20 protein-coding genes and 1 pseudogene are annotated in these 25,291 nt (G+C 63.1%); 6 read left to right on the top strand and 15 right to left on the bottom strand.

Going from position 1 to position 25,291, the window contains the following annotated elements; all coding sequences use genetic code 11:
- Nucleotides 1-144: 144 nt before the first annotated feature.
- The 8 genes from MSG32_RS05655 to MSG32_RS05620 all read right to left on the bottom strand — a co-directional run bounded on the left by MSG32_RS05655 (nt 145) and on the right by MSG32_RS05620 (nt 9,880).
- Nucleotides 145-1,149, bottom strand: coding sequence for a formate dehydrogenase subunit gamma (locus tag MSG32_RS05655; RefSeq protein WP_225348130.1), 1,005 nt, complete (start codon nt 1,147-1,149; stop codon nt 145-147).
- A gap of 51 nt (nt 1,150-1,200) precedes the next feature.
- Nucleotides 1,201-1,860 (bottom strand): formate dehydrogenase FDH3 subunit beta, encoded by a 660-nt coding sequence (gene fdh3B, locus MSG32_RS05650; RefSeq protein ID WP_043333544.1) that lies wholly within the window; start codon nt 1,858-1,860, stop codon nt 1,201-1,203.
- A 130-nt stretch (nt 1,861-1,990) separates the two neighbouring features.
- Nucleotides 1,991-4,837, bottom strand: coding sequence for a molybdopterin-dependent oxidoreductase (locus tag MSG32_RS05645; protein ID WP_248378374.1), 2,847 nt, complete (start codon nt 4,835-4,837; stop codon nt 1,991-1,993).
- Between the two features lie 214 nt (nt 4,838-5,051).
- On the bottom strand, nt 5,052-5,279 hold the full coding sequence (locus MSG32_RS05640) for a twin-arginine translocation pathway signal (protein WP_107334842.1): 228 nt from the start codon (nt 5,277-5,279) through the stop codon (nt 5,052-5,054).
- 85 nt (nt 5,280-5,364) lie between these two features.
- The gene (locus tag MSG32_RS05635; protein WP_248378372.1) at nt 5,365-6,141 is read right to left on the bottom strand and encodes a molecular chaperone TorD family protein; all 777 of its coding nucleotides are present in this window, start codon (nt 6,139-6,141) and stop codon (nt 5,365-5,367) included.
- A gap of 4 nt (nt 6,142-6,145) precedes the next feature.
- Nucleotides 6,146-8,062: a 4Fe-4S dicluster domain-containing protein gene (locus tag MSG32_RS05630; protein WP_248378370.1), complete on the bottom strand. Its 1,917-nt coding sequence runs from the start codon at nt 8,060-8,062 to the stop codon at nt 6,146-6,148.
- Nucleotides 8,063-8,552: 490 nt separating this feature from the next.
- Nucleotides 8,553-9,326: a DUF3306 domain-containing protein gene (locus tag MSG32_RS05625; protein ID WP_248378368.1), complete on the bottom strand. Its 774-nt coding sequence runs from the start codon at nt 9,324-9,326 to the stop codon at nt 8,553-8,555.
- The gene (locus tag MSG32_RS05620) at nt 9,323-9,880 is read right to left on the bottom strand and encodes a DUF3305 domain-containing protein (RefSeq protein ID WP_248378366.1); all 558 of its coding nucleotides are present in this window, start codon (nt 9,878-9,880) and stop codon (nt 9,323-9,325) included. Before MSG32_RS05620 ends, MSG32_RS05625 begins: the two co-directional genes overlap by 4 nt.
- Before the next feature lie 208 nt (nt 9,881-10,088).
- On the opposite strand from MSG32_RS05620, the gene MSG32_RS05615 reads away from it, so the two are divergent.
- The gene (locus MSG32_RS05615) at nt 10,089-11,024 is read left to right on the top strand and encodes a formate dehydrogenase accessory sulfurtransferase FdhD (protein WP_248378451.1); all 936 of its coding nucleotides are present in this window, start codon (nt 10,089-10,091) and stop codon (nt 11,022-11,024) included.
- Entirely contained in the window at nt 11,024-12,073 is a 1,050-nt protein-coding gene (locus tag MSG32_RS05610) for a helix-turn-helix transcriptional regulator (protein WP_248378364.1), read from the top strand. The genes MSG32_RS05615 and MSG32_RS05610 overlap by 1 nt, the downstream gene beginning before the upstream one ends.
- A gap of 328 nt (nt 12,074-12,401) precedes the next feature.
- On the opposite strand, the gene MSG32_RS05605 is transcribed toward MSG32_RS05610, so the two are convergent.
- Nucleotides 12,402-13,040, bottom strand: a complete 639-nt coding sequence (locus MSG32_RS05605; RefSeq protein WP_043333550.1) for an XRE family transcriptional regulator — start codon at nt 13,038-13,040, stop codon at nt 12,402-12,404.
- Nucleotides 13,041-13,584: 544 nt separating this feature from the next.
- Nucleotides 13,585-14,511 (bottom strand): annotated as a pseudogene (locus tag MSG32_RS05600) (histone deacetylase family protein); the annotation flags it as partial.
- Between the two features lie 201 nt (nt 14,512-14,712).
- Here MSG32_RS05600 and MSG32_RS05595 point away from each other — a divergent pair.
- The 4 genes from MSG32_RS05595 to MSG32_RS05580 all read left to right on the top strand — a co-directional run bounded on the left by MSG32_RS05595 (nt 14,713) and on the right by MSG32_RS05580 (nt 21,416).
- The gene (locus MSG32_RS05595) at nt 14,713-17,802 is read left to right on the top strand and encodes a bifunctional acetate--CoA ligase family protein/GNAT family N-acetyltransferase (protein ID WP_248378362.1); all 3,090 of its coding nucleotides are present in this window, start codon (nt 14,713-14,715) and stop codon (nt 17,800-17,802) included.
- Nucleotides 17,803-18,266: 464 nt separating this feature from the next.
- A complete protein-coding gene (locus MSG32_RS05590; protein WP_043333554.1) occupies nt 18,267-19,475 on the top strand; it encodes a glycine betaine/L-proline ABC transporter ATP-binding protein in 1,209 nt (402 codons plus the stop codon).
- On the top strand, nt 19,472-20,329 hold the full coding sequence (locus tag MSG32_RS05585; RefSeq protein WP_043333557.1) for a proline/glycine betaine ABC transporter permease: 858 nt from the start codon (nt 19,472-19,474) through the stop codon (nt 20,327-20,329). The genes MSG32_RS05590 and MSG32_RS05585 overlap by 4 nt, the downstream gene beginning before the upstream one ends.
- A 166-nt stretch (nt 20,330-20,495) precedes the next feature.
- Nucleotides 20,496-21,416, top strand: coding sequence for a glycine betaine ABC transporter substrate-binding protein (locus MSG32_RS05580; RefSeq protein ID WP_043333667.1), 921 nt, complete (start codon nt 20,496-20,498; stop codon nt 21,414-21,416).
- Between the two features lie 166 nt (nt 21,417-21,582).
- Here the strand turns inward: MSG32_RS05580 and MSG32_RS05575 are convergent, their stop codons facing one another.
- From MSG32_RS05575 to MSG32_RS05555, 5 genes are all read right to left on the bottom strand, one after another.
- Nucleotides 21,583-22,254 (bottom strand): pseudouridine synthase, encoded by a 672-nt coding sequence (locus MSG32_RS05575; protein WP_248378360.1) that lies wholly within the window; start codon nt 22,252-22,254, stop codon nt 21,583-21,585.
- Nucleotides 22,255-22,320: 66 nt separating this feature from the next.
- Entirely contained in the window at nt 22,321-22,848 is a 528-nt protein-coding gene (locus MSG32_RS05570; RefSeq protein WP_248378358.1) for a hypothetical protein, read from the bottom strand.
- Between the two features lie 320 nt (nt 22,849-23,168).
- Nucleotides 23,169-23,819 (bottom strand): pyridoxamine 5'-phosphate oxidase, encoded by a 651-nt coding sequence (gene pdxH, locus MSG32_RS05565; protein WP_043333565.1) that lies wholly within the window; start codon nt 23,817-23,819, stop codon nt 23,169-23,171.
- Between the two features lie 70 nt (nt 23,820-23,889).
- The gene (locus MSG32_RS05560; protein WP_248378356.1) at nt 23,890-24,264 is read right to left on the bottom strand and encodes an AzlD domain-containing protein; all 375 of its coding nucleotides are present in this window, start codon (nt 24,262-24,264) and stop codon (nt 23,890-23,892) included.
- Nucleotides 24,261-25,151, bottom strand: a complete 891-nt coding sequence (locus MSG32_RS05555) for an AzlC family ABC transporter permease (RefSeq protein ID WP_248378354.1) — start codon at nt 25,149-25,151, stop codon at nt 24,261-24,263. The genes MSG32_RS05560 and MSG32_RS05555 overlap by 4 nt, the downstream gene beginning before the upstream one ends.
- Nucleotides 25,152-25,291 lie beyond the last annotated feature (140 nt).

Below are 25,291 nucleotides of genomic sequence, written 5' to 3'. Positions count from 1 at the left end.
GGCAGATGGAGTGCCAGTGGGTGGCAGAGTCGCGAAAGAGTGTGCGCGGGCAAGCGAGAGAGCAGGCGCTGGCAAGCGAAAACGCCCGGCAGGCGAACCTGACCGGGCGTATCTTCACTCATCCAGCGGATGTCTGACGCCGCGCTAATTCGGACGTTGCTGACGTGCCAGGCTATCGTCAGGCGCCGTGGCGGGGTCTGCTGCCGGGTCTGCCGCTTCGGCCTGCTTGACCTCGTCGTACCACAGATTGTGGTGCTGCTTGGCCCAGGTCTCATCGACATAGCCGGTCTTCATGCCCTCGAAGGCACCCTCGGTACCGGCGGTGCCGATATAGATGTGGCCGAAGGACACCGCGATCAACATCAGCGAGGCGATGCCGTGGAAGACATTGGCCCACTGCATGTTGTCACGCGTCTGGCCGAAGATCGGGAAGTCCAGCACCAGCCCGCTGGCAATCACTACCAGGCCGACCGTCGCCAGAATCCAGTACCAGGCCTTTTCCCCGCCATTGGCGAAGCCGGCGTCCGGATGCTTGCCCTTCATCATGCCGCCACCCTGACGGAACCAGTCAAGGTCATGCTTTTTGGGAAGATTGAGCTTCAGCCACTTGGCCAGTACCAGGATCAGCATGATCGAGAACAGGGGGCCCACATAGTTGTGGATCACCTTGGTTGCCATGATCATGTTGGCCCAGAACACATCCCCGAACACATTGCGGAACACGAACTTGCCCCACAGCAGATTGATGCCGGTGATGGCCAGCGTTAGGAACAGCGTCGCCAGCGTCCAGTGCATGGCACGCTCCAGCGCCGTCCAGCGCAGCATCAGCTTGCCGCTGCGTGGATGGTCCAGATTGTTGCGTCCCACCAGCAGGTAGAAGATCACCAGCACGGCCAGCATGCCACCCAGTGCGATCAGGCCACCCGGTGAGATCCAGCGATTGCGGATCTGGCGCCAGGTCTCGCCGCTCTGGTTGATCAGGCTGTAGTTGGAGTCATGACGGCTGTCGATGGAGTTGCCCCCATTCTTGACCTGCCGCCAGGTATCGGCGTCCACCGTGCCGACCGCCTGACCGATCTCGCCGTCAGGGTTCGCGGCCAGTGCCTGAGGAGCTAGCCAGAGACTGGCCAGCATCAGGCACAGGAACATGGCGACCACGGTCAACCGTGAAGCTGTAAAGTGCGCGCGCATGTCGCCTCCTTACCCCTTGCGGGCTGCGTCGTAGGCCAGGTGGTCCGCCTGCTGAACGCTGCTGGTGGTCAGGTTGGCAGATGTCTCCGGGTGGCTAGCCTTGTCGACCGGCGACCAGGCGCCGTCTTCATGGCCACGGTAGACCACACGCTGACGGAAGATGTCGGAGACGGTCTCGGCATCGCCGGCCAGCAGGGCCTTGGTGGAGCACATCTCGGCGCACAGCGGCAGCTTGCCTTCGCTGATGCGGTTGGCGCCGTACTTCTCGAACTCTTCTTCCGGGCTCTCGGCCGGGCCGCCGGCACAGAAGGTGCACTTGTCCATCTTGCCGCGCTCGCCGAAGGCGCCTTGCTGCGGGAACTGCGGGGCGCCGAACGGGCAGGCGTACAGGCAGTAGCCGCAGCCGATGCAGATGTCCTTGTCGTGCAGGACGATACCGTCATCGGTCTTGTAGAAGCAGTCGGTGGGGCAGACCGCCATGCACGGCGCGTCATCGCAATGCATGCATGCCACCGAGATGGAGACTTCACTCGGCTTGCCGTCGTCCAGGGTCACCACGCGGCGACGCTGAACGCCCCATTCGGTCTCGTTGGCGTTCTTGCAGGCTGTCACGCAGCCATTGCACTCGATGCAGCGCTCTGCATCACACAAAAATTTCATCTGGGCCATGGTGCTTCTCCTTCACGGCCTGTCGCCGGGTTCCTCGGTCAACAGGCCGGATGATTCTGGTAACGGATACGTCCGATCGTGTCTTGCGCTGCGTCCGGGCCGCGTCATCGGGACGCGGCCGTCACTCGAGTCAGGCGAGGCTGACGCGGCACAAGGTGACCTTGGTTTCCTGCATCAGGGTCACGGGGTCGTAGCCGTAGGTGGTCGCGGTATTGGCCGATTCACCGAGCACATAGGGCACGGTACCTTCCGGATAGCGGGACTCGAGGGATTCGCCCTCGTAATGCCCACCGAAGTGGAAGGGCATGAAGACGACATCCGGGCCGACACGCTCGGTGACCATCGCCATCACCTTGACGCGGCCGCCCTCGGCGCCCTCGACCCACACCATGTCGCCGTCCTTGATGCCCTGATCATTGGCCAGGGCCGGATTGATCTCGACGAACATCTCCTGCTGCAGCTCGGCCAGCCACGGAATGGAGCGTGTCTCTTCGCCACCCCCTTCGTATTCCACCAGGCGGCCCGAGGTCAGGGTGATCGGGTACTTGGCGCTGACGTCCTTCTCCTGGATGGAGGCGTAGAGCGTCGGCAGGCGATAGATGGACTCGGAATCCGGCCAGGTCGGGTAGTCCTTCACCAGATCGCGACGCGCGGTGTAGAGCGGCTCGCGGTGCTTGGGGATCGGGTCCGGGAAGGTCCACACCAGGGCACGCGCCTTGGCGTTGCCATACGGCATGCAGCCATGCTTGATACACACGCGCTGGATGCCGCCGGAGAGATCGGTCTTCCAGTTCTTGCCTTCCGCCGCCTGCTTTTCCTCGGCCGTCAGGTCATCCCACCAGCCCAGCTGCTTGAGCAGCTTGTCGGTGAATTCCGGATAGCCATCCTCGATCTCGGCGCCCTTGGACCAGGAGCCTTCCGCGAGGATGTTGGTGCCGTTGTGCTCCACGCCATAACGCGCGCGGAAGTTGCCGCCACCCTCGGCCACCGTCTTGGAGGTGTCATACAGGATGGGCGAGCCCGGGTGACCCATCTCCGGCGTGCCCCAGCACGGCCACGGCAGACCGTAGAAGTCGCCGTTGGCCGGGCCGCCACGGGCCTTGAGCGTCTCGAAGTCGAAGGTGTGCCAGTTCTGCTGGTGAGCCTTCAGGCGCTCAGGGCTCTGGGCGGTATAACCCACCGTCCACATGCCGGCATTGAACTCGCGCGTGATGTCCTCGACGACAGGCACGCTGCCCTCGACCTTGATGTTGCGGAACAGCTCGTCGGCGAAGCCCAGCTTGCGAGACAGCAGGTACATGATCTCGTGGTCAGGCTTGGACTCGAACATCGGCTCGATGACCTGATCGCGCCACTGCAGGGAGCGGCTGGAGTTGGTCACGCTGCCGGTGGTCTCGAACTGGGTCGCGGCCGGCAGCAGGTAGACGCCGTCGGTACGGTCGTGCATGACGGCGGCGATGGTCGGGTAGGGGTCGACCACCACCATCATGTCCAGCTTGGCCATCGCCTTCTTCATCTCCGGCCCGCGGGTCTGGGAGTTGACGGCATGCCCCCAGTAGAACATCGCCTTGAGCGCGGTGCGCTGGGAGATGCGGTCCGGGTTCTCGAGCACGCCATCGACCCAGCGCGAGACGGTGATGCCGTTGGTGTGCATCGGCTTGCCGTCGTGATATTCGGTCTGGTCGTAGCGGTTCTGGATCCACTCGAAGTCGACGTTCCAGACCTTGGACCAGTGCTTCCACGCGCCTTCGGAGAGGCCGTAATAGCCCGGCAGGGAGTGGGACATCAGGCCCAGATCCGTGGCGCCCTGGACGTTGTCGTGGCCACGGAAGATGTTGGCGCCGCCACCGGACTTGCCGATGTTGCCCAGCGCCAGCTCCAGGATGCAGTAGGCGCGGGTGTTGTTGTTGCCGGTGGTGTGCTGGGTACCGCCCATGCACCACACGACGCTGCCCGGACGGTTCTGGGACAGGCGGCGCGCGACGTCGAGCATGTCGGCCTCGTTGACGCCGGTGATGCGCTCGACTTCCGCCGGCGGGAACTTGGCGACTTCGGCACGCACTTCATCCATGCCGTAGACACGCTGCTGGATGTAGGCCTCATCTTCCCAGCCGTTCTCGAAGATGTGCCACAGCAGGCCCCAGATGTAGGCGACATCGGTGCCCGGACGCAGGCGCACGTACTTGTTGGCCTTGGCGGCGGTCCGCGTGAAGCGCGGGTCGACGACGATGATCTCGGCGTTGGAGCGCTCCTTGGCCAGCAGGATGTGCTGCATGGCCACCGGGTGCGCTTCGGACGGGTTGGAACCGATGAACAGGATCGAACGACAGTTGTGCATGTCGTTGAAGGAGTTGGTCATCGCCCCGTAGCCCCAGGTGTTCGCGACACCGGCCACCGTGGTGGAGTGGCAGATACGCGCCTGGTGATCGACGTTGTTGGTGCCGAACAGGGCCGCGAACTTGCGCATCAGGTAGGCCTGTTCATTGCTGAACTTGGCCGAACCCAGCCAGTAGATGCTATCGGGGCCATGCTCCTTGGTGAGCTCGAGCACCTTGTCGCCGACTTCCTCGATGGCCTGCTCCCAGGAGAGCTTCTTCCACTTGCCACCTTCGAGCTTCATCGGGTACTTGAGGCGACGGTCAGAGTGACCATGCTCACGCAGCGATGCGCCCTTGGCGCAGTGTGCGCCACGGTTGAAAGGGTGATCGAAGGCGGGTTCCTGCTTGGTCCAGACACCTTCCTGGACCTCGGCATAGACGCCGCAGCCCACGGAGCAGTGTGAGCAGATGGTGCGCTTCGTCTCGACCGGCGCGTCAGACACTTCGGTCTTGGCTTCGGCGCGTTTCATCATTGGGGTGGCCATGAAGCTCGCGGCGGCAAGGCCGCCGGTGGCGACACCGCTGCGTTTCAGGAACTGGCGGCGGTTGATGCCGAGTCCTGAGGTCTCTTTGGCAGAGGGGGTGGGGGTCAGTCGCATGACATCATCTCTCCTCGTCACCCGAATCATTGCCCGGGCCGCGTGAGCGGGTCAGGGGGCAATGTCGGGAGCGGCGGTCTTTCAGATCAGGGGCAGTCCTGATCCGTGCCGACTCGTCACTGTCGATGGCGGGCGGAAACCTCTCCGCGCTGCCCGTTGTTCAGGCCGCTGGCCGCGCGCATGGCGCAGGCTCGGGGCACTGTCTGTCTTGCATTCAGTCACGCAGCGTGGCGTAGAAGGCCTTGACGTGATCACTCTCGCGATAGTTGTCCGTGCCCTTGTCCTTGACGGGTGCCTCTGGCGCGGCCTGGTCCGGAATCACGGCACCGGCCAATGACCCTGCTGCGGCAACCCCTACGGTGCTGGCGCCCAGTACGCGCAGGAATTTGCGGCGCCCCTGGCGCGCCTGGTTATGGCTGTCTTTTGCGTCATCAGTCTTCATGCTGATCTCCTGTCGGCAATGCTGCTGGGTGATGCGAGATGGATAGCGTTGCAGTCTCGAATGTTGCTTCACGTCATGCGTGACATCAGTGTCTTGCGTCGGGCGCCACACTGGCTGGCGTGACGAGCTGGACGGCCTCGGCCGTCACCTGCTCGCCAGAGTTGTTTTCGGTTGCCGCATGCAGCGGGATCGAGTCACCGAGGTTCAGGCGCTCTGCCCGCAGGAAGGCCTGCCCCAGGTAGCCGACGGCGGCATAGAAGGGGCTCTCGCGTCCCGCGAGGTCGGCGCAGCAGCGCTCGCCCCAGCTGGCCACATGGCGGCGGAAGAAATTGACCTGCTCGCCGGGCACCTCATCGATCAGCATGGCCATCACCTCGCACAGTGCGCCGAGATGATCCTCGGGCTCATGCACGTCGCTCTGGCGTTCGAAGCCGAGGCGTTTGAGATCCTGGCGCAGGGCGACCAGCGGCATCTCCATCAGCGAGCCGGTGAGGTACCAGCTGGCGTAGGGCACTACCTCGCCCTGCACCACGCCTACCAGGCTCTGGAAGAAGTCGTCTTCCAGCCGGCGCGCGTCGCTGACGCGGGCGGCCAATGACAGCGAGGCCAGCGCGCGCGGCAATTGTTGCTCGGCGGCCCCGGGCAGGCTGATGGCGTCATGGTCGAGTTCGGCCAGAAAGTCGATCAGCTCCGCATCCGGCGCCGCGCGCAACAGCCGCGCCAGCAGCCGGTAGAGGTCGGCGCGCAATGCCTGCTGTTCTTCACTATGGCTTATCAGAGAGTCGGCCGCAGTGGTGTCAGGTGCACGATCGTCAGTCCCACCTGCTGCAAAGTCGTCGGGTGTCGACGTGGGTGATGTCATTGGCTCAAACCTTGAGTTGGGCATCGGGATTACGTGCCATTTCGTGCCAGATGTCCTTGACGCGGCAGTCGCTGCACATCTTCAGGCGCAGTGCGCCATCGCCCTGGAAGTAGGCATGCGAGGCCAGTTTGGTCTGCATCGCCGTGATGGTGGCGGTGGAGCCGAACGGCGTGCCACAGCTGATGCAGGGGAAGGGCACATCCTGCTTGATCAGCTGTGGTTCGCGGCGCACGTCGGGCTGCGGAGCAAAGCCTGGTGTCAGGGTGATGACCTGCTCCGGGCATGCCTGCTCGCACAGACCACACTGCACGCAGTCACCTTGAGTGAAGGATAGTGCAGGCGACGTGCGATTGGCCGAGAGGGCGCTGGTCGGGCAGACGGCGACACATCCCTGACACAGCGTGCAGTTGTCGCTGTCGACGTTCACCACGCCGAAGGGCGCGCCTGTCGGCACGGTGACGCTGTCCTGCGCCAGGTCCGCGACCGACAGGGTCGCCAGGTGATCGAGCACCCGATTGAGACGTTCGCGCTTGCCGGGGCGTGCCTGCGGCTGTCCCAGCAGCCAGTCACGAGCGATCGGCTGGCTGGGCTGCTGCTCTTCTTCGCTGTCAGCGCCCGGGGCCAGAGCGACACACAGCGGCGTGATCAGGGGCAGGGGGTCAGCCTCGTAGCTATCCATTTGTGGCAGAGCGGATGGCAAAGAGACGAAGCGAATGCGCGGCTCGCCACTGTCCGCATTGGCAAGCCCCATGCTGTCGAGCAGGGTCAGTGCCAGGCGACGTTCGCTATCGAGCTGCTGGTGCTGGCCTGCGGGCAGGTCGTGGGGCAGTTCGACGATGACCTGCGTCGCGCCGAGTGCGAGAGCGGCCAGCCACTCGTCGTGCCCGGTGGCGGAGATTTCCTCGAGGGTGATATCGAGGCAGCGCTCCTGGTCGACACTCGCCAGGGCAGTCTGCGAGGCAGGGGATTGCTCCAGGCGATAGCGCAGCAGCGGGTAGAGGCCACCGCCATCCTGATAGCGCTCCAGCAGGCGCTGGATCTGCTCCATGCGCTGCTCGGCCGGGGGCTGGGTGAAGCTCAGCGCGCCGGTCGGGCAGGCGCTGACGCAGCTGGCCGCGCCGTGGCACAGGTAAGGGTCGATCTCGATATGCGCATTGCGACGACCGGCCACCGAGAAGATGGCATCGGCGCTGCACGACGACAGGCAACGCGTACAGCCGATATTGCCGGCACTGGAGTGCGCGCAGGTATCGAGATTGACGGTCACGTAATTCGGTTTGTCGAAATTGCCGATCAGGCCCGCGAACTGCATGGCCCAGGCGGTCAGCTGTGACAGTGATTCCTGAGAGGCTTCGGCATCGGCGACCAGCTGATCCAGCTCGGCGATGACGTCCGCGCCGGCTTGAAGATAGCCGGGCGGTGGCAGTTCCGCCTGGTTGAGCGGCTGGCTGGACAGATCGGCGATCAGGTCGAAATGGGTCGCGCTGCCGGCACCTGCCGGCACCAGTGCGGCGGCCAGATTGACGCCATCACTGGCAAGGCTGAACTGGCCGAGGTGACCGCTCAGCGCGAGCATGTCACGCGGAGCACTGTGCGCAGGCAGCGACTCACTGGCGGCGAGATGCTGTTCATCCATCGTCACCAGCGCACTGTTGTCCTGCTCACTGATCAAGAGTGCCACCGGCAGCTGAGCGGTGGCCGGCAGGCGGGTCAGCAGACTCGCGAGTGCTCGCACTCGCGCTTCGCTGCCGATGATCACGGTGCGTCCCTGACTGTGATAGCGGATGGGCGCGCTACCGGCATCCGTCGCCAACAGCGGCAGACTTGAGGCAGGCGAACCACCCATGGCGGATGACAGAGCGCGTTGGCGTGCTTGTTGATTGAGGGCGCGTTGAGCGCTCTCGAGGCTTGAGCTGAGCATCCTCATCCTTATTCGGTCGTGGCGGACCTTGCATGCAAGCTGCCGTCAGGTGGCAGGCGGATGATGCAGGTCCCGGTCGTCGCTGATTCTCGCGGTCTCTCGCGGTCTTTCGCGGTCAGAGCCGGGTCGGCGATCGACAGTCGTTCAGTGGGGGATTCATGACAGGCCAACCATCTTTGCATGCTGTTGATGACATTGCCGTTTTCACGCCCGGCGAGAAGAGGGGCGCGGTCAGGTCGCGCAGGCACTCATCAGCGCAGGCGGTTGACGCCAGTCATCATCTTCAAGGGTTGGCATGTCATGCTGAATCTTGCATGTGCGTTGCAGTCAGTGCGCCTTGATGGGGCGCGTCAGGGTGACTCATGAGGCATCAGGATGACCTCGGTCAGACGTATTCGGCTTACTCGTGGGTCATAATGACGCATGTTGATTGTGCGGCGCGTCATCCTGACGCCCTGGCGCTGGAGGCGTCTGTGGGGCCAGCCCCGGGTCACGGCTTGTGGCGGACGCCGCGGTCATCATCTGACGCGGGAGCAGGCTCGCGCGAGTCTTCTGCTGGTATCGCTTGCGGGGCAGGCGACTCGACTATCTCGTCGCTGGGCGTCGCGTGTGTCTCGCCCACTGGCGCCTCACCGTCAGGCGCCTGCTCAGCGATCTGGTCGTCTGTCTCCAGCGTCGTATCCGCCGTGGGTGTCTCGCTTGCCTCATCGAGCTTTCCCAGGCCTTCTTCGACCTTGCGAGTCCAGCTGCGCAGCGTGTCGGCGACACCATCGGCGAGCGGGCGCATCTGGGAGAAGTCCTGGTCGTAGTCATCCAGCCCATCGCGCACCGAGTGCTCGCCACCCATGAAGATGCGCCGCAGCGCACGCTGGCGTAGCGCCGGGTCCACGCCGTTCTGCATGAAGGCGCTGATGTCGGCGTCTGGGGTCAGGGTGTCGGGGTCTGGCAGCTCGATGACGGGCATTTCTGCGCTGTCAGCGTCCGATGCCTGCTGATCGCTCTCGGCGGCTGCCGGTTGTGCTGCCGTGGAGGGGCTATCGCCGCCCAGGGCTTCGTGCTGCGAGACGCGCGCTGCAGGGGGGGCAACGCTGTTGTCAGAGGCGACTCCCGCCTGTGACGGCGGAAGGCTGTCGCCTTTACTCACCTCGGCGCTGTCCGGCTGTACCACTTGGTCTTCACGGCGGCTGTCGCCTTGCTTGCGGCGTGACCAGCGCGAGAACAGGCCTTCATGGGCAGGGCTTGCGTTGTCGTCGTGCTGGCTCATGACGTGCTTTCCGTACCATCACCGGGCTGATGAGTCTTGTTGGGCGTCACGGCGTGCTGCTCTGCCTGACTGGCGCGCCCGGCGCCCTTGCGTTTCTTCTTCTTGCCTTCGTCGAGTCGTTCGCCGTGACGCGCGAGGTAGGCTTCCAGCCACACCATCAAGGCCGGGGGCATCGGCACATCCAGCACCAGCTGGTCGCCATCCATCCAATGCGATGCTACCTCCTGACAGGCCGTCACCACGCGGGGCTGCATGCCGTCGGCTTCACGCTCATCGCATTGGACGAACAGACGCGGCTGCTCGCAGCGCAGGTTGTAGCGGTAATCGGTGCGCTCGGTGAGGTGAAGCTGCAGCGGCAGGATGCGGCGATGCGCTACTTCATCAGCGGCGGCAGGCTCCGCTAAGTGCGATTCCGTCTCTGGCGTTGCAGAGGGCGAGAGGTCGGCAATCCGCCAGGTATCGATGCTGAAACGCCCCAGCTTCTGCGTGGTGGGTGCCAGGGTGACACTCAACCAGCGAGTATCGTCACTACGGGGAGGGATGGATTCAGACATGGCTTCCTTGTTCACTGCTGTACCCGCAAGCGGGTCTGAAAAGATTGCTGCGATGGTGCTAGTGTGCAAGATACATGCCGGCGCCTGCGATATCAGGGTCACCGTCAGTCAGTGCGGGGACAGCTCTGCCATCGGACTGGTACTCTACGGCAATTCAGCGCAAGAATTGCCATTCCAACCGGCTCGATCAGGGAGACCCGAGTTCATGATGCCCTCTGCACGGCCAGCGATCAGTCGCGCCACACTACCCACCACGCTGGACATCGAAGTCATGGATGAGCGCGGTGAGCGCCATCAGCAGTCCATTGCCGCCGAGCGCTCGCTGACCATCTATCTCAATCGGCGCGAGATCGTCACCTTGATGACCCTGGGTGCCGAACCTGAGGCGCTAGTGGCCGGCTATCTGCGCAATCAGGGCTTGCTGGGTGAGCTTGAGGACCTCGAAGCGCTGCAGGTGGACTGGGAGGTCGAGAGCGCCTCGGTGGTGACGCGTCATCTGCCTGAGGATATCGAGCAGCGCCTCGGCAAGCGCACCGTGACCACCGGCTGTGGACAGGGCACGGTATTCGGCAATCTGCTGGAGCGCCAATCACTGGCTGCGCTGGACGCAGGCCCCTTTAGCCAGGCCTTGTTGTATCGCCTGCTGGAGGCGCTGGCGGCGCACAACGCGACCTATCGCAAGGCCGGTGCGGTGCACGGTTGTGCCCTGTGTCGGGATGATGAGGTATTGGCGTTCATCGAGGATGTCGGCCGCCACAACGCCGTCGATACGCTGGCGGGGCTGAGCTGGTTGGCGCCCCTGAGTGATGATGGCAGTGATTACCAGGGAGCCAACATCTTCTATACCACCGGTCGCCTGACTTCCGAGATGGTGCTGAAGGTGGCTCAGGCGGGGATTTCAGTGCTGGTCTCACGCTCCGGCGTCACGCAGAAGGGGGTGGAGCTGGCGGAACGCTTTGGCGTGTTGTTGATCGCGCGCGCCAAGGGCCGCCACTTCCAGGCGGTGGACCCTGCCGGGCGGCTGGTGCTGGATGCCATCCCGCCCCTGCGTGCCGGCGACGCTCTCAAGTCATCGCGCCATGACGCGTCAGGCAAGCCATCTTCATCAGACGGCGCAGCCGGACATGGCAAGGGGGCGCAGTGATGAGTCGTCTTTCTTCGCCGCTGGGCGTCATACCCTTACAGGGCTTTTCCTCTGAACTCGGCGCACCTGCGGGTGGCTCTGTCGCTGAGTCTTCAGGCGAGGCCCTGAATGCGGCCACCGGCCGTCAGGCTCCGGTCCCCCACGACAACCCCTTCTTGACGGTGCAGGAAGTCGCGCGTCTGCTGCATCTCAACGAGAAGAAGATCTATCAACTGGCCAGTGATGGCACCATGCCGGCGACCAAGGTGACCGGCAAGTGGTTGTTTCCGCGGCGCCTGGTGGAGCAATGGATTCTCGAGTCCAGCCATCATGGTGTATTGGCGGATCGCCTGATGATCACCGGCAGTGACGACCCGCTGCTGGCCGCGCTCTCCATGCGTCTCAATCAGCAGCATGCCGGTAGCGCCTTCTATGGCATGAGCGTCACCGGCACGCGTCTGGGGCTTGATCTGCTCAGCCAGGGGCGGGCTGATGTCTGCGCCATTCACTGGGGGCGCGCGGAGGAGGCGGCGCTGCGGCATCCGGCGCTGATTCGCGGCCACGATGGCTATCGTCAGTGGGTGATGGTGCGGCTTGCGCGTCGTACCCAGGGGTTGATCATCCGCAATGATGATCGTCATCTGTCCATCGATCCCAGCGGCCTGTTCGGTTCGCAGCGGCGTTGGGCGGTGCGACAGGAGGGGGCAGGTTCGCAGCGCTTCCTGCAGGAGTGGCTGTCCGGCCATCAGATGCGTGCCGAGCAGCTCAACACCCTGGCGATCGCCTATTCCGAGCGTGAGGTGGCCTCGATGGTGGCGCGCGGCGAGGTGGATGTCGGCCCCGGTACGCTGTCGGCGGCCAATGAGTTCGGCCTCGGCTTCGTGCCGGTCTGTGAAGAGGCCTTCGACCTGGTGGTACCGCGCAATGTCTACTTCCGCGATCTCTTCCAGGGGTTGCTGGACTATCTTGCCACACCGAATGGCATCCAGCTGGCGCAATCCCTCGGCGGCTATGATCTGCGCGAATGCGGTCAGTTGATCTGGCGCGGCGATGCCGCACAGCACGATTGAGACGCTCGGTATCGAGACGCTCTGTAATGAGACGCTCGATAAACTGAACACCCAGTGGATGCTGGCGGTCAGGACTCGGCGCAAGCCATGAGTGTCTTTGCGATATCCAGAAAAATTGCCCATTAGCGCATGGCTAGTGGGCGATTTTTTTATTTCGAGCTGACGGCGAGCATGGTCAAGCAAGTCATTATTTTGAATGGACCGGCCAGGTGACGCTCGCGTTAAGGCAATCTTTGCGGTTTAGCTTCCTGCCAGTGCGTTACGTGACTTGTCTCACTTCAACACAGCCCAGCTCGCTTCAACACAGCTCGGCTCACTTCAAATCAGCTCAGCTCGGATCCGAATCATTGCGAGTGCACACCGACAGCACGATGGCATCTTCTTCGCTGGTAGAAACCAGAGCGTGACCCATGTCGGAGTCGAAATAGATGCTGTCGCCATCACCCAGCGGCAAGGGTTCATAGAATTCCGAATAGAGCAGAATGCTGCCCGCCAATACCATCAGGAACTCCTCGCCGTCGTGACGCACCCAGTCGGGGAAGTCGTCGAAGCTGCGCGCACGCACGCGAGTCTTGAAAGGAATCATGCGTTTCTGCGCCAGCTGCCAGGACAGCAGCTCGTGCTCATAGGTCGGTGTCGGGTGTGACTTGCCATCACCGACGCGCGTCAGGTCGCGACGCCCGAGAGTGCCACTCTGGCGCTTGGGCGGGCTCAGCAGCTGCGGCAGGTCGATGTTGAGACCATGAATCAGCTTCTGGACCGCCGTGAAGGTCGGCGATATCTGCTCGTTCTCGATCTTGGACAATGTCGAGCGTGCCAGCCCCGTGCGCTGGCTGACATCTTCCAGCGTCCAATGATGGGAGAGGCGGATCTGCTTCACGCGTTCGCCAAGCTTCAGGGGCTCAACGAAGGGTTTGCGACCGGAGGCGATCCGGACGGCGGCGTCCTTGTCTGTCGGTGTGCTCATGAGAGTGGCTTCGCTATGGGCGTGATATTGGCGGCGCACGACATAGGGTGTCGTAGCGCTGTCAGCTGGCGATAAAGTTTACTATCGGAAACTTTATCGCCAGCTTATCACAGCATGGCAAGCGCGCATCATCCCGACACGTAGCCAACATGGCTGTTTGCGACACCGAAGGCTCGCTGGTACTCCCTTGATGCAGCGACAGGTTTCCTGGCTGCGGGAAACCTGTCGCGAGGTGTGGTGCTCGCCAAGGGGAAAGTCACCGGTGCGGGGGATGCCCAGCGCTAGAACAGCTGGGCATTAGAGCAGCCAGGCGCTAGAACAGCGGGTGATCACGCTCATCCTCGGCGGGCTTGGCAAGCGGCGGCTGGGAGCCGTCTGGTGTGCCAGAGGCGGAGCGGGGTGGAAGGGCATCCACGGGGGGAGGCGCGAGATCGAGCTGATCTGGCTCGGGTTTCTTTGACTCGGGCCGCTCTGACTTGGGTTGCTCTGAAGGGAGCTGGTCGGGGCGATGGCTGCCGGCACGTGCATCGAGGCCATCCTGCATCGGCAAGCCCGCCAGCGCCTTGAGATGCGCCTCGGTGCTGCGCCCCAGCGCCTCCAGGCAATAACCGCCCTCCAGCACGGAGACGATACGCCCGTGGCAGTGACGCCGTGCGACATCCATCGCCAGCAGGGTGACCCAGTAATAGTCGTCATCTTCCAAGCACAGTTCCGCCATCGGGTCTTCACGGTGCGCGTCAAAGCCCGCCGAGATCAGGATCAGCTCCGGCTTGAAATCATCAAGCTTCTTGAGCCACTGGGCTTCGATGGCGCGCCGGAAGGCCAGTGAGCCGCTGCCTTCGCTCAAGGGCGTGTTGTGGATGTGCTCCCAGCGGCTCTCCAGGTAGCGCCACGGGTACATGGCGTCCTGAAAGGAGGAGCACACCAGCGTATCGGGGTCATGCTTGAAGATATCGACGGTGCCGTTGCCCTGGTGCACATCGAAATCGAGGATCGCGATGCGCTTCATGCCGTAATGCTGGCGGGCGTGCAGGGCACCCACCGCCACGTTGTTGTAGAAGCAGAAGCCCATCGCATCGGCGCGTTCGGCATGGTGGCCCGGGGGGCGCACGGCGCAGAAGACGTTGTCGGCCTGATCGCGCATCACCTGGTCGACCCCACGTACCACCGCGCCGGCGGCCAGTCGCGCCGCGACCAGGCTATCGGCACACATCACGGTGTCTTCGTTGATGGTCAGCAGCTGCCCGGCCTGGGGCGGACATTTCTCCAACGCCTGCAGGTGGCGCATGGGGTGCACGCGCGCCAGCTGCTCAAGCGTTGCCGCTCGCGCACTGTATTGCTGGACATGCTGAATCACGCCGCTCAGCGCCAGCTGACGCTCGATGGCCTGCAGACGCAGTGGGCTTTCGGGATGGGTGGGGCCCATGAAATGCTGACCGCAGTCGCGATGGGATATGTAGGAGGTGATCATCGGCATGCCTGCGTGAGTGTGCGGGTCATAATGGTCTGCACCATGACGTAACAGTAAGAGTCGTCAATGGCATGAGCCAGTCGCCGATGGTCTACCTTGTTTCACGCATGAAGGGCGCGAGGATGGCTGTTCAGACCTGCGCTTTCGCGGCATGCTGCTCATATCGCGCTGACGAGGCGCAACCGCTGACAGGACAAGCCTATGGGAACGCGATTTCTGCGCAATTTCTTCGAGCCCGCCAGTATCGTGGTGATCGGCGCCTCGGAAAAGCCGCATTCACTGGGCGGGCAGGTACTGCGCAATCTGCTTGAAGGGGGCTTCAAGGGCGCCCTGACGGTGGTCAACCCCAAAGGATATGAGACGGTGCATGGCGTGGCGTGCGTCAAGCGAGTCAGTGAGCTTGAGCAGGTGCCGGACCTGGCCATTCTGTGCTCACCGCCGGATACATTGCCGCGTGTGGTCGAGAAGCTGGGCCGGCGCGGCGTCAAGGCGGCGCTGCTGATTTCGGGAGGTGTCGCCCCGACGCCGGTCAGCTCGCTGGCCCGCGTCACCGGCAAGGGGCTTGAGATGCTGTCACGCCGCGACGGGCTGAACTTCTCTGCCCCGCGCCTGCCGGGCATTCACAGATCCACTACGGGCAAGCCAGGCCCCGATCCCTCCGTCACCGAGTCGTCGCCTTTGGATGAGGCCGGCGAGCCTGGCGCGTCGAGCGCCGAGCGCTACCCGCGGATCGCCGACAGCACGGACGACGTGCTGGATGCCTCGCAGGCACGAGAGCCGGGTGTCGAAGTCCCGCGTATCCACCGTGATCAGGAAAGCCTCAACAGTCGGTTGCTCAAGGCCGCACGAGGCAGTGGGATCCGCCTGCTCGGGCCGGAATGCATGGGCATCTGCGTGCCCAACCGTCACCTGAACGCCTCCTTCAGCGGGCAGCCAGTGGCCAAGGGCAAGGTCGCCTATCTCGGTCAGTCGGGGATGCTGGGCAATGCGATGATCGACTGGGCGGCGGGGCGCGGCATCGGCTTCTCGCATCTGGTGACCCTGGGCGACAGCGTCGATGTGATGCTGCCCGATCTGATCGACTATCTGAACCAGTACGGGCCGTCGCAGGCCTTGTTGTTGCACCTGGAGCGCATTCACGACCCGATGCACTTCATGACCGCGCTGCGCGAGGCGTCCCGCAATCGGCTGGTGCTGGCGATCAAGAGTGGCCGTACCCCAGATGCCGACCTGTTCGGCACACATGTCACACGTGGTGTGCCCAACCGCGACCGGATCGTCGATGTTGCCCTCGCGCGTGCCGGGGTGGTGCGCGTCAATGACAGCGAAGACATGTTCGATGCGCTGGAGACGCTGAATCGCATGAAGCCATTGCGCGGTGATCGGCTGGCGATCGTCTCCAATGGGTTGGGCCCGGCCTTGCTGGCCATCGACAAGCTGATGGCGGGTGGCGGCAAGCTGGCCGAGCTGAGCGAGGAGAGCCGCCAGGCGCTGCTCAAGGCCGAGCTGGATGTCAGCCTGCCGGGGCGCAATCCGGTGGATCTGGGCGGCAATGCCACGCCGGAAGATTTCCTGGCCGCGGTCAACATCGTGGCCAATGACCGTGGCGTGGACGCCGTGCTGGTCGTGCATGCGCCGACACGCCTTGCTCCCTCACGGGCGACCGCTGAAGCCCTGGTGGCACATCGCAAGCAATTCCGGCGCAACCTGCTGACCAGCTGGATGGGGCTCGAGCAGGCACTTTCGGCCCGCCATGAATGCCATCTGGCCGGCATCCCGACCTATCTGTCACCGGAGAAGGGCGTCAAGGCCTTCCTGCAGATGGTCGATTACCACCGTGTGCAGACACTGCTGCAGCAGACGCCGCCAAGCCTGGCCTTCTCGACCAGCGCCGAGATCCGCGCCCGCGCCCATGATCTGGTGCACAGCGCGCGGCGTGCGGGCCGGGAATGGTTGACCCACTCGGAGGCGGCGCAGGTGCTCGATACCTACGGCATCGCCACCGCGCCCAGCCGCTATGTGCTCGACGCCGCCGAAGGCGCGCGTGCCATCGTCGAGTTGCAGCGTTCTGCCACGGATGACGACAAGCCTTCTCGCCAGGGCCCCTATGCGCTGCGCGTGGTGCATGAACACAACAGCCAGCCGTTCCGCTATCGCCGCTACCCACAGCGTCTGTCTTCCGGCGTGGTGCAGGACCTTTCCGGTCCGGAGGATATCGCGCTGGCGATTCGCCGCATCACCCAGAAGGTGGCGGAGGGCGATGCCGAGCGCGGCCGCAGTGACCACGAGCGCACACGCATTCATGAGTTCTGCCTGCAGCCGATGCAGCGTGGCAAACACTCGCTGCAGTTGAGTGCAGGCATCACGCGCGATGACGAATTCGGCCCGGTGATCGTGTTCGGTATCGGCGGTTACAAGGTCAATGTGCTGGCGGACCGCCAGGTCGCCTTGCCGCCCCTCAATATGACCCTGGCGCGTGAGCTGATCTCGCGCAGCCATGCCTCCCGCCTGATCGCCGAGCACTCGCCGGACCCGGAGCGCGATTTCGAGCGCGTCAGCACGCTGTTGATCAAGCTCTCACAGTTGGCATCGGATTTGCCTGACATAAGAGGGTTGGAAATCAATCCGTTGTTGCTCAATCGCGAGGAGGCCGTGGCAGTGGATTTCTCGCTGGATCTCGGCAAACCGGCCCGTTTCGCGATCATGCCGTATCCGGAGGAGCTGCGTGAATGGGTGTCGCTGGACAATGGCATGCACGTCGAGGTTCGCCCGATACGCGGCGAGGATGCGCCCTTGATCACGGCCTTCCATGCCCGGCTCTCCGAGGAGAGCATTCGTTTCCGCTACTTCCATCACAAGGCGGCGCTGACGCAGCGAGATCTCGCGTTGCTCGCCCAGATCAATTACGACCGCCAGATGGCCTTCATCGCCGAGCGTGAAGTGGAAGCCCAGCCAGGCGAGTCGCCGCAGCGCGAGATGCTGGGGGTGGTGCGGGTATGGAATGACCCGGACAACATTCGCACCGAATTCTCCGTCATCATCCGTGATGACATGCAAGGCGAGGGGATCGGCAGCCTGTTGATGGAGAAGATGCTGCGCTATTGCCGCTCGCTGGGCACGCTGGAGATGGTCGGCAAGATCATGATCGACAACCACCCGATGCGCGCCCTGATGAAGCACCTTGGCTTCACCTGTCGCTACAACATGGAGGAGCAGGTCATCGATGCCAGCATCCGTCTCAACGAGCCGGTCAGTGATTGGCAGCGGCTGAGGCTGGAAGCCAAGGCCTGATGCACCTTCGTGGTGCATCAGGCCTGTTGATAGGCGTGTGCCTGGGCTTGTTGATAGGCGTGTGCGGGGGGGTGTTCAAGGGCGCGTGCGTAGGCTTGCCAGGCGGTTCTCGGCAACACGCAATGCGTCAGGGGATGGAGAGCAATGGACCAATAACACCATGCAATGTCGTGATTCAGGGAGGTATCAGCAAGAAGCGTCAAGGGCATACCACCTTGGTCGTATAAACGCCTGTTCGTGTTTGAGCGCTTATCAATAAAACTGTATTGTAATTACAAATATAAGAATCCTTTATGGATAATGGCGCAGGGGATGACACAGTATTCTGTCAGCAGGTCGGCAAGCGATGCTTGCGGCCAGATTGCGCGATGTCAGCGGCAGGGCGAGCCATTCTCCCTGCCGGATTGAGTGCGTAATTGACAGAATCCGTGGATATTTCCTGCCCGCTGACGACAGGAAAGCCAATGACTGACACTCGCGACGTGAAGATTCGAGTGCGCAATCTGAGCAAGGTGTTCGGCAATCAGCCCGACAAGGCGCTCAAATTGCGTGATGAGGGCATGAAACGCCCCGAGATTCTCGAGAAGACTGGCCAGACGTTGGGGCTTTCCAACGTGGATTTCGATGTGATGGAAGGCGAGTTGCTGGTCATCATGGGGTTGTCCGGTTCCGGAAAATCGACCCTGATCCGCTGCCTGAACCGGTTGATCGAGCCGACGGAGGGCGAGATCCTCATCGACGGCGATGATGTCGCCAAGCTGGATGACAAGTCGCTGCTGCGCTGTCGTCGCAAGCATTTCTCGATGGTGTTCCAGAATTTCGCGCTCTTCCCGCACCGCACCGTGCAGCAGAATGCCGAGTTCGGGCTTGAGGTGCGCGGCGAGGAGAAGGAAGTCTGTTATCAGCGCGGCCGCGATGCGCTCAAGCAGGTCGGCCTTGATGGCTGGGAAGATGCCTACCCCAGCCAGCTCTCCGGCGGCATGCAACAACGTGTCGGCCTGGCGCGAGCGCTGGCCAACGACTCCACGGTGCTGTTGATGGATGAGGCCTTCTCGGCGCTTGATCCCCTGATCCGCAAGGACATGCAGCAGGAATTGCTGGCGCTGCAGCACAAGATGAAGAAGACCACCATCTTCATCACCCACGACCTTGATGAAGCCCTCTCCATCGGCGACCGCATCATCCTGCTCAAGGATGGCGAGATCGTGCAGATCGGCTCCCCCGAAAGCATCCTCACTTCCCCGGCCAATGATTATGTGGCGCGCTTCGTCGAAGGCGTCGACATGTCGCGCATCCTCACTGCCCGCTCGGCGATGACCGATGTGCGGGCCACTGCACGTGATGATGATGGCCCGCGCACGGCGCTGCGCAAGATGGGTGACAACGGCCTCGACAGCCTGTTCGTGGTCCGTCGTGATCGCACCGTGCTCGGGATCATCACCGCCGAGGATACCGAACGTGCCGTGCGCGAGAATCTCACCGATCTCTCGAGCATCATCCATTCCGATTGCTGTCAGGTCTCGCCGGAAGAACCGCTGCACAACCTGTTCGCGATGTTTGCCGGTCATCACCACCCGCTGGCGGTGGTCGATGAGCAATCCCGCCTGTTGGGCGTGGTGATCAAAGGGTCCGTACTCGCGGAACTGGCGGAAGCAGGGGAGGCACACGCATGAGCGACGCAACCGGTTTTACCATCCCGAAGATAGAGCTGGGTGACTGGATCGAGACGGGGCTGGATTACCTGACGACCAACTACTCCAGCATCACGCGCGGCATCTCCAAGTTCACCGAAACCGGCATCGACGTCCTGAACGATGCGCTGATGTGGCTGCCCGAGTGGGCGCTGATCGCCCTGGTGACGCTGCTATGCTGGCGGCTGGCCGGCACGCGCCTGGCCATCGGTTCCGTACTGGGGCTGGGACTGATCTGGAACCTGGATCTGTGGGACCCGATGATCGAATCGCTGACCCTGGTGGTGATCGCCACCCTGGTCGCCGTGGTCATCGCGGTACCGCTGGGGATACTGGCGGCACTCTCGGACCGCTTCTACAAGGTCATCATGCCGGTGCTGGATTTCATGCAGACGATGCCGGCCTTCGTCTACCTGATCCCGGCGATTCCCTTCTTCGGCATCGGCTCGGTCTCCGCCATCTTCGCCACCGTGATCTTCTCGATGCCGCCGGCGATTCGCTTCACCACGCTGGGCATTCGTCAGGTGCCCAATGACCTGATCGAAGCCGCCGATGCCTTCGGCGCCACCCGCAGCCAGAAGCTCTTCAAGCTGCAGCTGCCGCTTTCCCTGCCCACCGTGATGGCCGGTATCAACCAGACCATCATGCTGGCACTGTCGATGGTGGTGATCGCGGCCATGATCGGCGCCGATGGCCTGGGGAATGAGGTCTGGAAAGCCATCCAGCGCCTGCGTCCGGGAGATGGTTTCGAAGCGGGCATCGCGGTGGTCATCCTGGCCATGCTGCTCGACCGCCTGACCCAGACCTTCAGCAAGGAAAAGAAGCCCCGTTCATGAGGGGATTCACCAGCGGCCTCCGTGTATTGCCTGACTGTATTGCCTGGCCCATGCGGAGGCCGCCTCGAGCACTTCCATACCCGACTCAACGTTTGGCCGTCGACACGCGTTTTTCGACAGACGTGCTTCGATAAACAATGAGTAAATTCGAATAAAGGGGAAAATGATGAACAAGCAAGATGCCTCCCGCACTACCTTGAACGTCACCGCGAAGATGAATGCCGCCACCAAGGCATTGCTGCTCGGCGCTGTCATGTCCTCCTCACTGGCCGGGGCAAGCGCCGTGTATGCCGCTGGTGACAAGGGCGATGTGACGCTGGCCTACGTTGAGTGGTCCTCTGAAGTCGCCTCCACCAATGTGGTCAAGGCAGTGCTCGAATCACAGGGCTACAACGTCGAACTCAAGGCGCTGTCTGCGGCGGCGATGTTCCAGGCAGTCGCCTTCGGCGATGCCGATGGCATGGTCGGTGCGTGGCTCCCCACCACCCACGAAGACTACATGGCCAAGATCGCCGACAAGGTCGACGACCTGGGCGTCAACCTCGAAGGCACCAAGCTCGGGCTGGTCGTGCCGTCCTACAGCAAGCTCGAGACCATCGACGACATCAAGACCCACGCCGAGGATATCGATGAGCGCATCGTCGGCATCGAGCCGGGCGCAGGTCTGACGCGTCTGACCGAGCAGGTGCTTGAGGACTACGATCTCGAGGACATCGACCTGACCACCGGCAGTGGCGCAACCATGACCGCCGCACTGAGCAATGCGATCAAGGGCGAGCGTGAGATCGTCGTCACCGGCTGGACGCCGCATTGGATGTTCGCCCGCTGGGACCTCAAGTATCTGGATGACCCGAAGGGCGTCTACGGCGGTGCCGAGGAGATTCACACCCTGGCGCGCAAGGGACTCGAGGAAGACATGCCGGAGGTCTACGCGATTCTCGACAACTTCGCCTGGACGCCGGCTGACATGGGCGAAGTGATGCTCAACAACCAGGAAGATGACGCCGACCCCTACGAGACCGCTAAGGCGTGGGTGGAAAGCCATCAGGATATCGTCAAGGAATGGCTGCCGGCTGCAGCTGAGTGATGCCTGACGCATGACTCAGTGAGTCATGAATGACGAAACGCCCCCACAGGGTCTCCTGTGGGGGCGTTTCGTTGTGTGCCTGCAATGACGCGTGGCTCACACTCGGCGAGCTCAGACTTGATCAGAACGGGCGGGCTCAGAGCGGACTGGCGCAGAACGGGCGGGCTCAGAAAGGACAGGGACTGCGCACTTCCATGCGCTCACCACTCACCGGGTGATCGAAGCTGATCATCTCGGCATGCAGCATCAGGCGCTCGGCCATGAAGAAGGCCTCATCCGTCGCATAGAGATCGCAGCCCAGGATCGGGTGGCCGATCTGTTGGCTATGGATGCGCAACTGATGCGTGCGACCTGACACCGGCGTGTATTCGACTCGCGTGCGCGCCGGATTCTCCAGGCGCTCGATGACGCGGAAATCACTGATGGCGGTCTTGCCGGTCTCGTGGCAGATCTTCTGGAGCGGGAACTGATCGACGTCCTTGGCGATGGGCAGCGAGATGCGCCCGCTGTCCTCCTCCAGATGGCCATGCAGGATCGCGGTGTAGGACTTGCCGATGTTGCGGTCCTGAAACTGGCGGGTCAGGTTGCCGTTGGCCGGCTTGTTGAGCGCGACCAGCATGATGCCGGAGGTGCCGAAATCCAGCCGATGCAGCAGCTTGGCGCTGGGGTATTCCTTGACCAGGCGATGATGCAGCGAATCCAGATTGAGCGGATGCTTGCCGGAAAGGCTGAGCAGGCCACTGGGCTTGTGGATCAGCAGGATGTTATCGTCGGCGTACAGCACCGCGTAGGTTTCGTGGCAGACGGGAACGATGAACGGGTCGGCTTGTGGCTGCATAGGGGCTCGTCAGTGACATCAAGGAGGGCGGGGCGAAGCGGCAAGTGGGGCAAGCGCTGGCGTGGTCTAAAGCACGATATCCTGCCAGTGATACTCGTACTCGTCGCCCTCACCATCCTCTGGCGCACGACCGATGAAGAGGCTGGCGGTGAAGGCGCGCACGAAGATCACCTGGCTGCCATCCAGGGCGGTCAGCAGCTCACCCTTCTTGAGCTTCTTGATCTTGCGCTTGCGCGTCGCGGCAGCATCACGCGCCGCGCGGGTGTCGGCGCGCCACTGGGCGGCAATCTCACCGGGCGCTGTCGACTGTTCGAGCAGCTCCTCGGGGCATTGCAGCGGAATGTCTGGCGTGCCCTCGTCACGGATATGGTATTCCCAGCGGCTGGGGTCACCATTCTTGGGGGCCTGCATCAGGTGCTGGCGAATGAAGGTATGGCCGTGAGGATGTTCCAGTACGGTATACAGCACATTGCCGACCACGGCGTGATCGACCAGCGAGATGCCATGACTGTCGGACGGCGTATAGCCGGCCAGCAGACGGTCTACCAGTGTCTGACGTGCCACCTTGGGGGTGCCGCTGTCATCCCAGGCCATGAAGCCTCCAATCTGAGCGTGTCTGGCATCGCAGGCCATGTCGGGTGCGCTATGAAGGGCGCAGGCTGACTGGCGTTCGAGAGGCCGAAAGGGCGGCCATTGTCCGGTTTGTGCCCCGTGAGGGCAAGCCGCTGACCGCGCGAATCTGCACCTGCGGGGTCTCAAGGAATAGCGCAAGCGATAGCAGTAGCGGCAGCCCGGACGGCAACCCGAACGGTAACGCAAGAGGCCCCGCGTTAACGGAGCCTCGAGAAGAGCGCTGTGTTGGCGCAGACTGGCTATCGGCACAGCCTGGCTATCGGTGCAGCCTGGCTAACGGGTCAGGGCGCCAGCAGTTGCTTGTGCCATTCGCCGTCTTCGGTGTCCAGGCGCTGGTAACGCACGCGATCGTGCAGGCGCGAGGGCTGCCCCTGCCAGAATTCGATCATTTCCGGCACCACGCGATAGCCGCCCCAATGCTCCGGACGCGGTACCTCGGTGGTGGCATAGACCTGTTCGAAGCGACCCTGGCGCTCGCTGAGCCATTCGCGATCGGGAATCTCGACACTCTGCTGCGAGACCCAGGCGCCCAGCTGGCTCTCCTTGGGGCGTGAGGCGAAGTACTGATCGGAGGTGGCATCTGCGACCTTCTCGACGCTGCCTTCGATACGCACCTGGCGCTCCAGCGCGGGCCACCAGAAGGTCAGCGCGGCGAAGGGCACATTGGCCAGCTCGCTGCCCTTGTGGCTCTGATAGTTGGTATAGAAGATGAAGCCTTCACTGTCGCAGCCCTTGAGCAGCACGATGCGCGCATGCGGCTTGCCCTGGCTGTCGACGGTGGAGAGCGTCATGACATTGGCGTCGTTGTCATCGGCGGACAGGGCGCTGGTCAACCACTCCTGAAACAGCTCGAAGGGTTCCAGCGGTGTGTTCGCAAGGCTCAGGCCATCACCGGAATAGGTTCTGCGCACATCGGCGATATCGCGGTTCATGGTGGGCTCCCTTGATGAATTGCTCATGTAATGACATGACTGTGACCGCTCACGTGCTGGATCGCAAGCCTCAGACACCGCCCAGCTGCAGCCACGCCATGTAAAGCCCGGTGCCGACGGCAATCGAGAGCAGCGCATTGCGTCGCCACAGATGCAGTCCCGCCACGCAGAGGGCCGCGACCAGCATGCCGGCGCCCTCGGCGCTTACGAGCCAGCTTTTCCAGGCTGAGATGCGGTGCGCGGACTCTGACATGTCAGGCAGTTGCATGGCCGACAGCGAGACGATGATCAGCACGACCATGACGATGGCCGGCAGATAGCGGCCCATATGCAGAATCAGCGGATGGGCCGAATGGCGGGACAGGAACACGAAGGGCAGCGCGCGCGTGGCGAAGGTCGCACCGGCTGACACGGCGATCAACAGCAAGGCCTGCAGGGTCGTCATGGGATGGTGTGCTCCGAGGCTTGAGTGTGCTCAGTCTGGCGCGCGCCAGACGAGTCTTGTGGGGGATGATCGTCACGCGGGGCAGGCGTGACGTGTGGCTGATGTTTGCCACGCTGGTAATGATACTGCCCCAGCAGGAGCGCGCAGGCTGCCGCGATGCTGCCCAGCAACAGCTGATCTTCCGGCAGCAGCCACAGGCCCGCGAGCGTGACCAGCAGACCGAGCATGAAGGGCCAGCGCTCGCGCAGGGCGAACCACTGTTCGATGCCCAGCACCACGAACAGCGCCGTCAACGCGAACTCGATGCCGCTGCTGTCAAAGCTGAGCTGTCCGGCTGCCAGACCCAGCAGCGTCCCCAGTACCCACCAGGATTGGTTGAGGAAGGTGATGCGCAACATCAGGCGCTGGTCATCACGGCGCGCCACGGGATCATCGCGTTCGCCGCTGCGCGGCAGGCTGGCCAGCAGCGAGTAGGTTTCATCTGTCAGCCCGAAGATGAGATAGAGCTTGCCAAGGCCCGCCGCGCGGAAGCGCTCCAGCAACGACAGGCCGTAGAAGAGGTGGCGCGAATTGAGCAGCAGCGTGGCCACGAAGACCTCGGTGATGCCGGCGCCTGCACCGAGCAAGGCCACCGCCAGGAACTGGCCGGCCCCGGCCAGGATGACCAGTGACATGAGAAGGCCCAGCCAGGGGCTCAACGGCAGCTGGGTGAACAGCACGCCGAAGGCAGCGCCCAGCGGGATATAGCCGAACATCACCGGCAGGGTCTGGTTGAGTGCCTGTTGCCATAGGTGGCGACCGCTGACTGGCTGCCGGGGAGGCGAGCCCGCACCGGGGGTGTCGCCCCGAGAGACGTGCGAGGTACTGGCCGTGGAAGGCGATGACATGGCGAGAGTTCCGTTCTGCGCAGGCGGGGTGAAGACGGGCGACACATGCCGGGAGCCTTCAAGAGGCCGAGACCCGGTAAGCCGCGGACAATCTACGCAGCATATAATGTCATCAAGCGTCAGGCGATGCTGCCAAGGTG

The organism is Cobetia sp. 1CM21F, assembly GCF_023161745.1.
Taxonomy (GTDB): domain Bacteria; phylum Pseudomonadota; class Gammaproteobacteria; order Pseudomonadales; family Halomonadaceae; genus Cobetia; species Cobetia amphilecti.
Note: the sequence above shows the minus strand (reverse complement) of the source record. Positions and strands in the feature narration are given on the sequence as shown.

What these genes read in the sequence shown, in the direction of transcription:
- MSG32_RS05655 (WP_225348130.1), bottom strand. Translation starts at nt 1,149, where the DNA reads ATGTTCCTGTGCCTGATGCTGGCCAGTCTCTGGCTAGCTCCTCAGGCA.
- fdh3B (WP_043333544.1), bottom strand. Translation starts at nt 1,860, where the DNA reads ATGGCCCAGATGAAATTTTTGTGTGATGCAGAGCGCTGCATCGAGTGC.
- MSG32_RS05645 (WP_248378374.1), bottom strand. Translation starts at nt 4,837, where the DNA reads ATGCGACTGACCCCCACCCCCTCTGCCAAAGAGACCTCAGGACTCGGC.
- MSG32_RS05640 (WP_107334842.1), bottom strand. Translation starts at nt 5,279, where the DNA reads ATGAAGACTGATGACGCAAAAGACAGCCATAACCAGGCGCGCCAGGGG.
- MSG32_RS05635 (WP_248378372.1), bottom strand. Translation starts at nt 6,141, where the DNA reads ATGACATCACCCACGTCGACACCCGACGACTTTGCAGCAGGTGGGACT.
- MSG32_RS05630 (WP_248378370.1), bottom strand. Translation starts at nt 8,062, where the DNA reads ATGCTCAGCTCAAGCCTCGAGAGCGCTCAACGCGCCCTCAATCAACAA.
- MSG32_RS05625 (WP_248378368.1), bottom strand. Translation starts at nt 9,326, where the DNA reads ATGAGCCAGCACGACGACAACGCAAGCCCTGCCCATGAAGGCCTGTTC.
- MSG32_RS05620 (WP_248378366.1), bottom strand. Translation starts at nt 9,880, where the DNA reads ATGTCTGAATCCATCCCTCCCCGTAGTGACGATACTCGCTGGTTGAGT.
- MSG32_RS05615 (WP_248378451.1), top strand. Translation starts at nt 10,089, where the DNA reads ATGCCCTCTGCACGGCCAGCGATCAGTCGCGCCACACTACCCACCACG.
- MSG32_RS05610 (WP_248378364.1), top strand. Translation starts at nt 11,024, where the DNA reads ATGAGTCGTCTTTCTTCGCCGCTGGGCGTCATACCCTTACAGGGCTTT.
- MSG32_RS05605 (WP_043333550.1), bottom strand. Translation starts at nt 13,040, where the DNA reads ATGAGCACACCGACAGACAAGGACGCCGCCGTCCGGATCGCCTCCGGT.
- MSG32_RS05595 (WP_248378362.1), top strand. Translation starts at nt 14,713, where the DNA reads ATGGGAACGCGATTTCTGCGCAATTTCTTCGAGCCCGCCAGTATCGTG.
- MSG32_RS05590 (WP_043333554.1), top strand. Translation starts at nt 18,267, where the DNA reads ATGACTGACACTCGCGACGTGAAGATTCGAGTGCGCAATCTGAGCAAG.
- MSG32_RS05585 (WP_043333557.1), top strand. Translation starts at nt 19,472, where the DNA reads ATGAGCGACGCAACCGGTTTTACCATCCCGAAGATAGAGCTGGGTGAC.
- MSG32_RS05580 (WP_043333667.1), top strand. Translation starts at nt 20,496, where the DNA reads ATGAACAAGCAAGATGCCTCCCGCACTACCTTGAACGTCACCGCGAAG.
- MSG32_RS05575 (WP_248378360.1), bottom strand. Translation starts at nt 22,254, where the DNA reads ATGCAGCCACAAGCCGACCCGTTCATCGTTCCCGTCTGCCACGAAACC.
- MSG32_RS05570 (WP_248378358.1), bottom strand. Translation starts at nt 22,848, where the DNA reads ATGGCCTGGGATGACAGCGGCACCCCCAAGGTGGCACGTCAGACACTG.
- pdxH (WP_043333565.1), bottom strand. Translation starts at nt 23,819, where the DNA reads ATGAACCGCGATATCGCCGATGTGCGCAGAACCTATTCCGGTGATGGC.
- MSG32_RS05560 (WP_248378356.1), bottom strand. Translation starts at nt 24,264, where the DNA reads ATGACGACCCTGCAGGCCTTGCTGTTGATCGCCGTGTCAGCCGGTGCG.
- MSG32_RS05555 (WP_248378354.1), bottom strand. Translation starts at nt 25,151, where the DNA reads ATGTCATCGCCTTCCACGGCCAGTACCTCGCACGTCTCTCGGGGCGAC.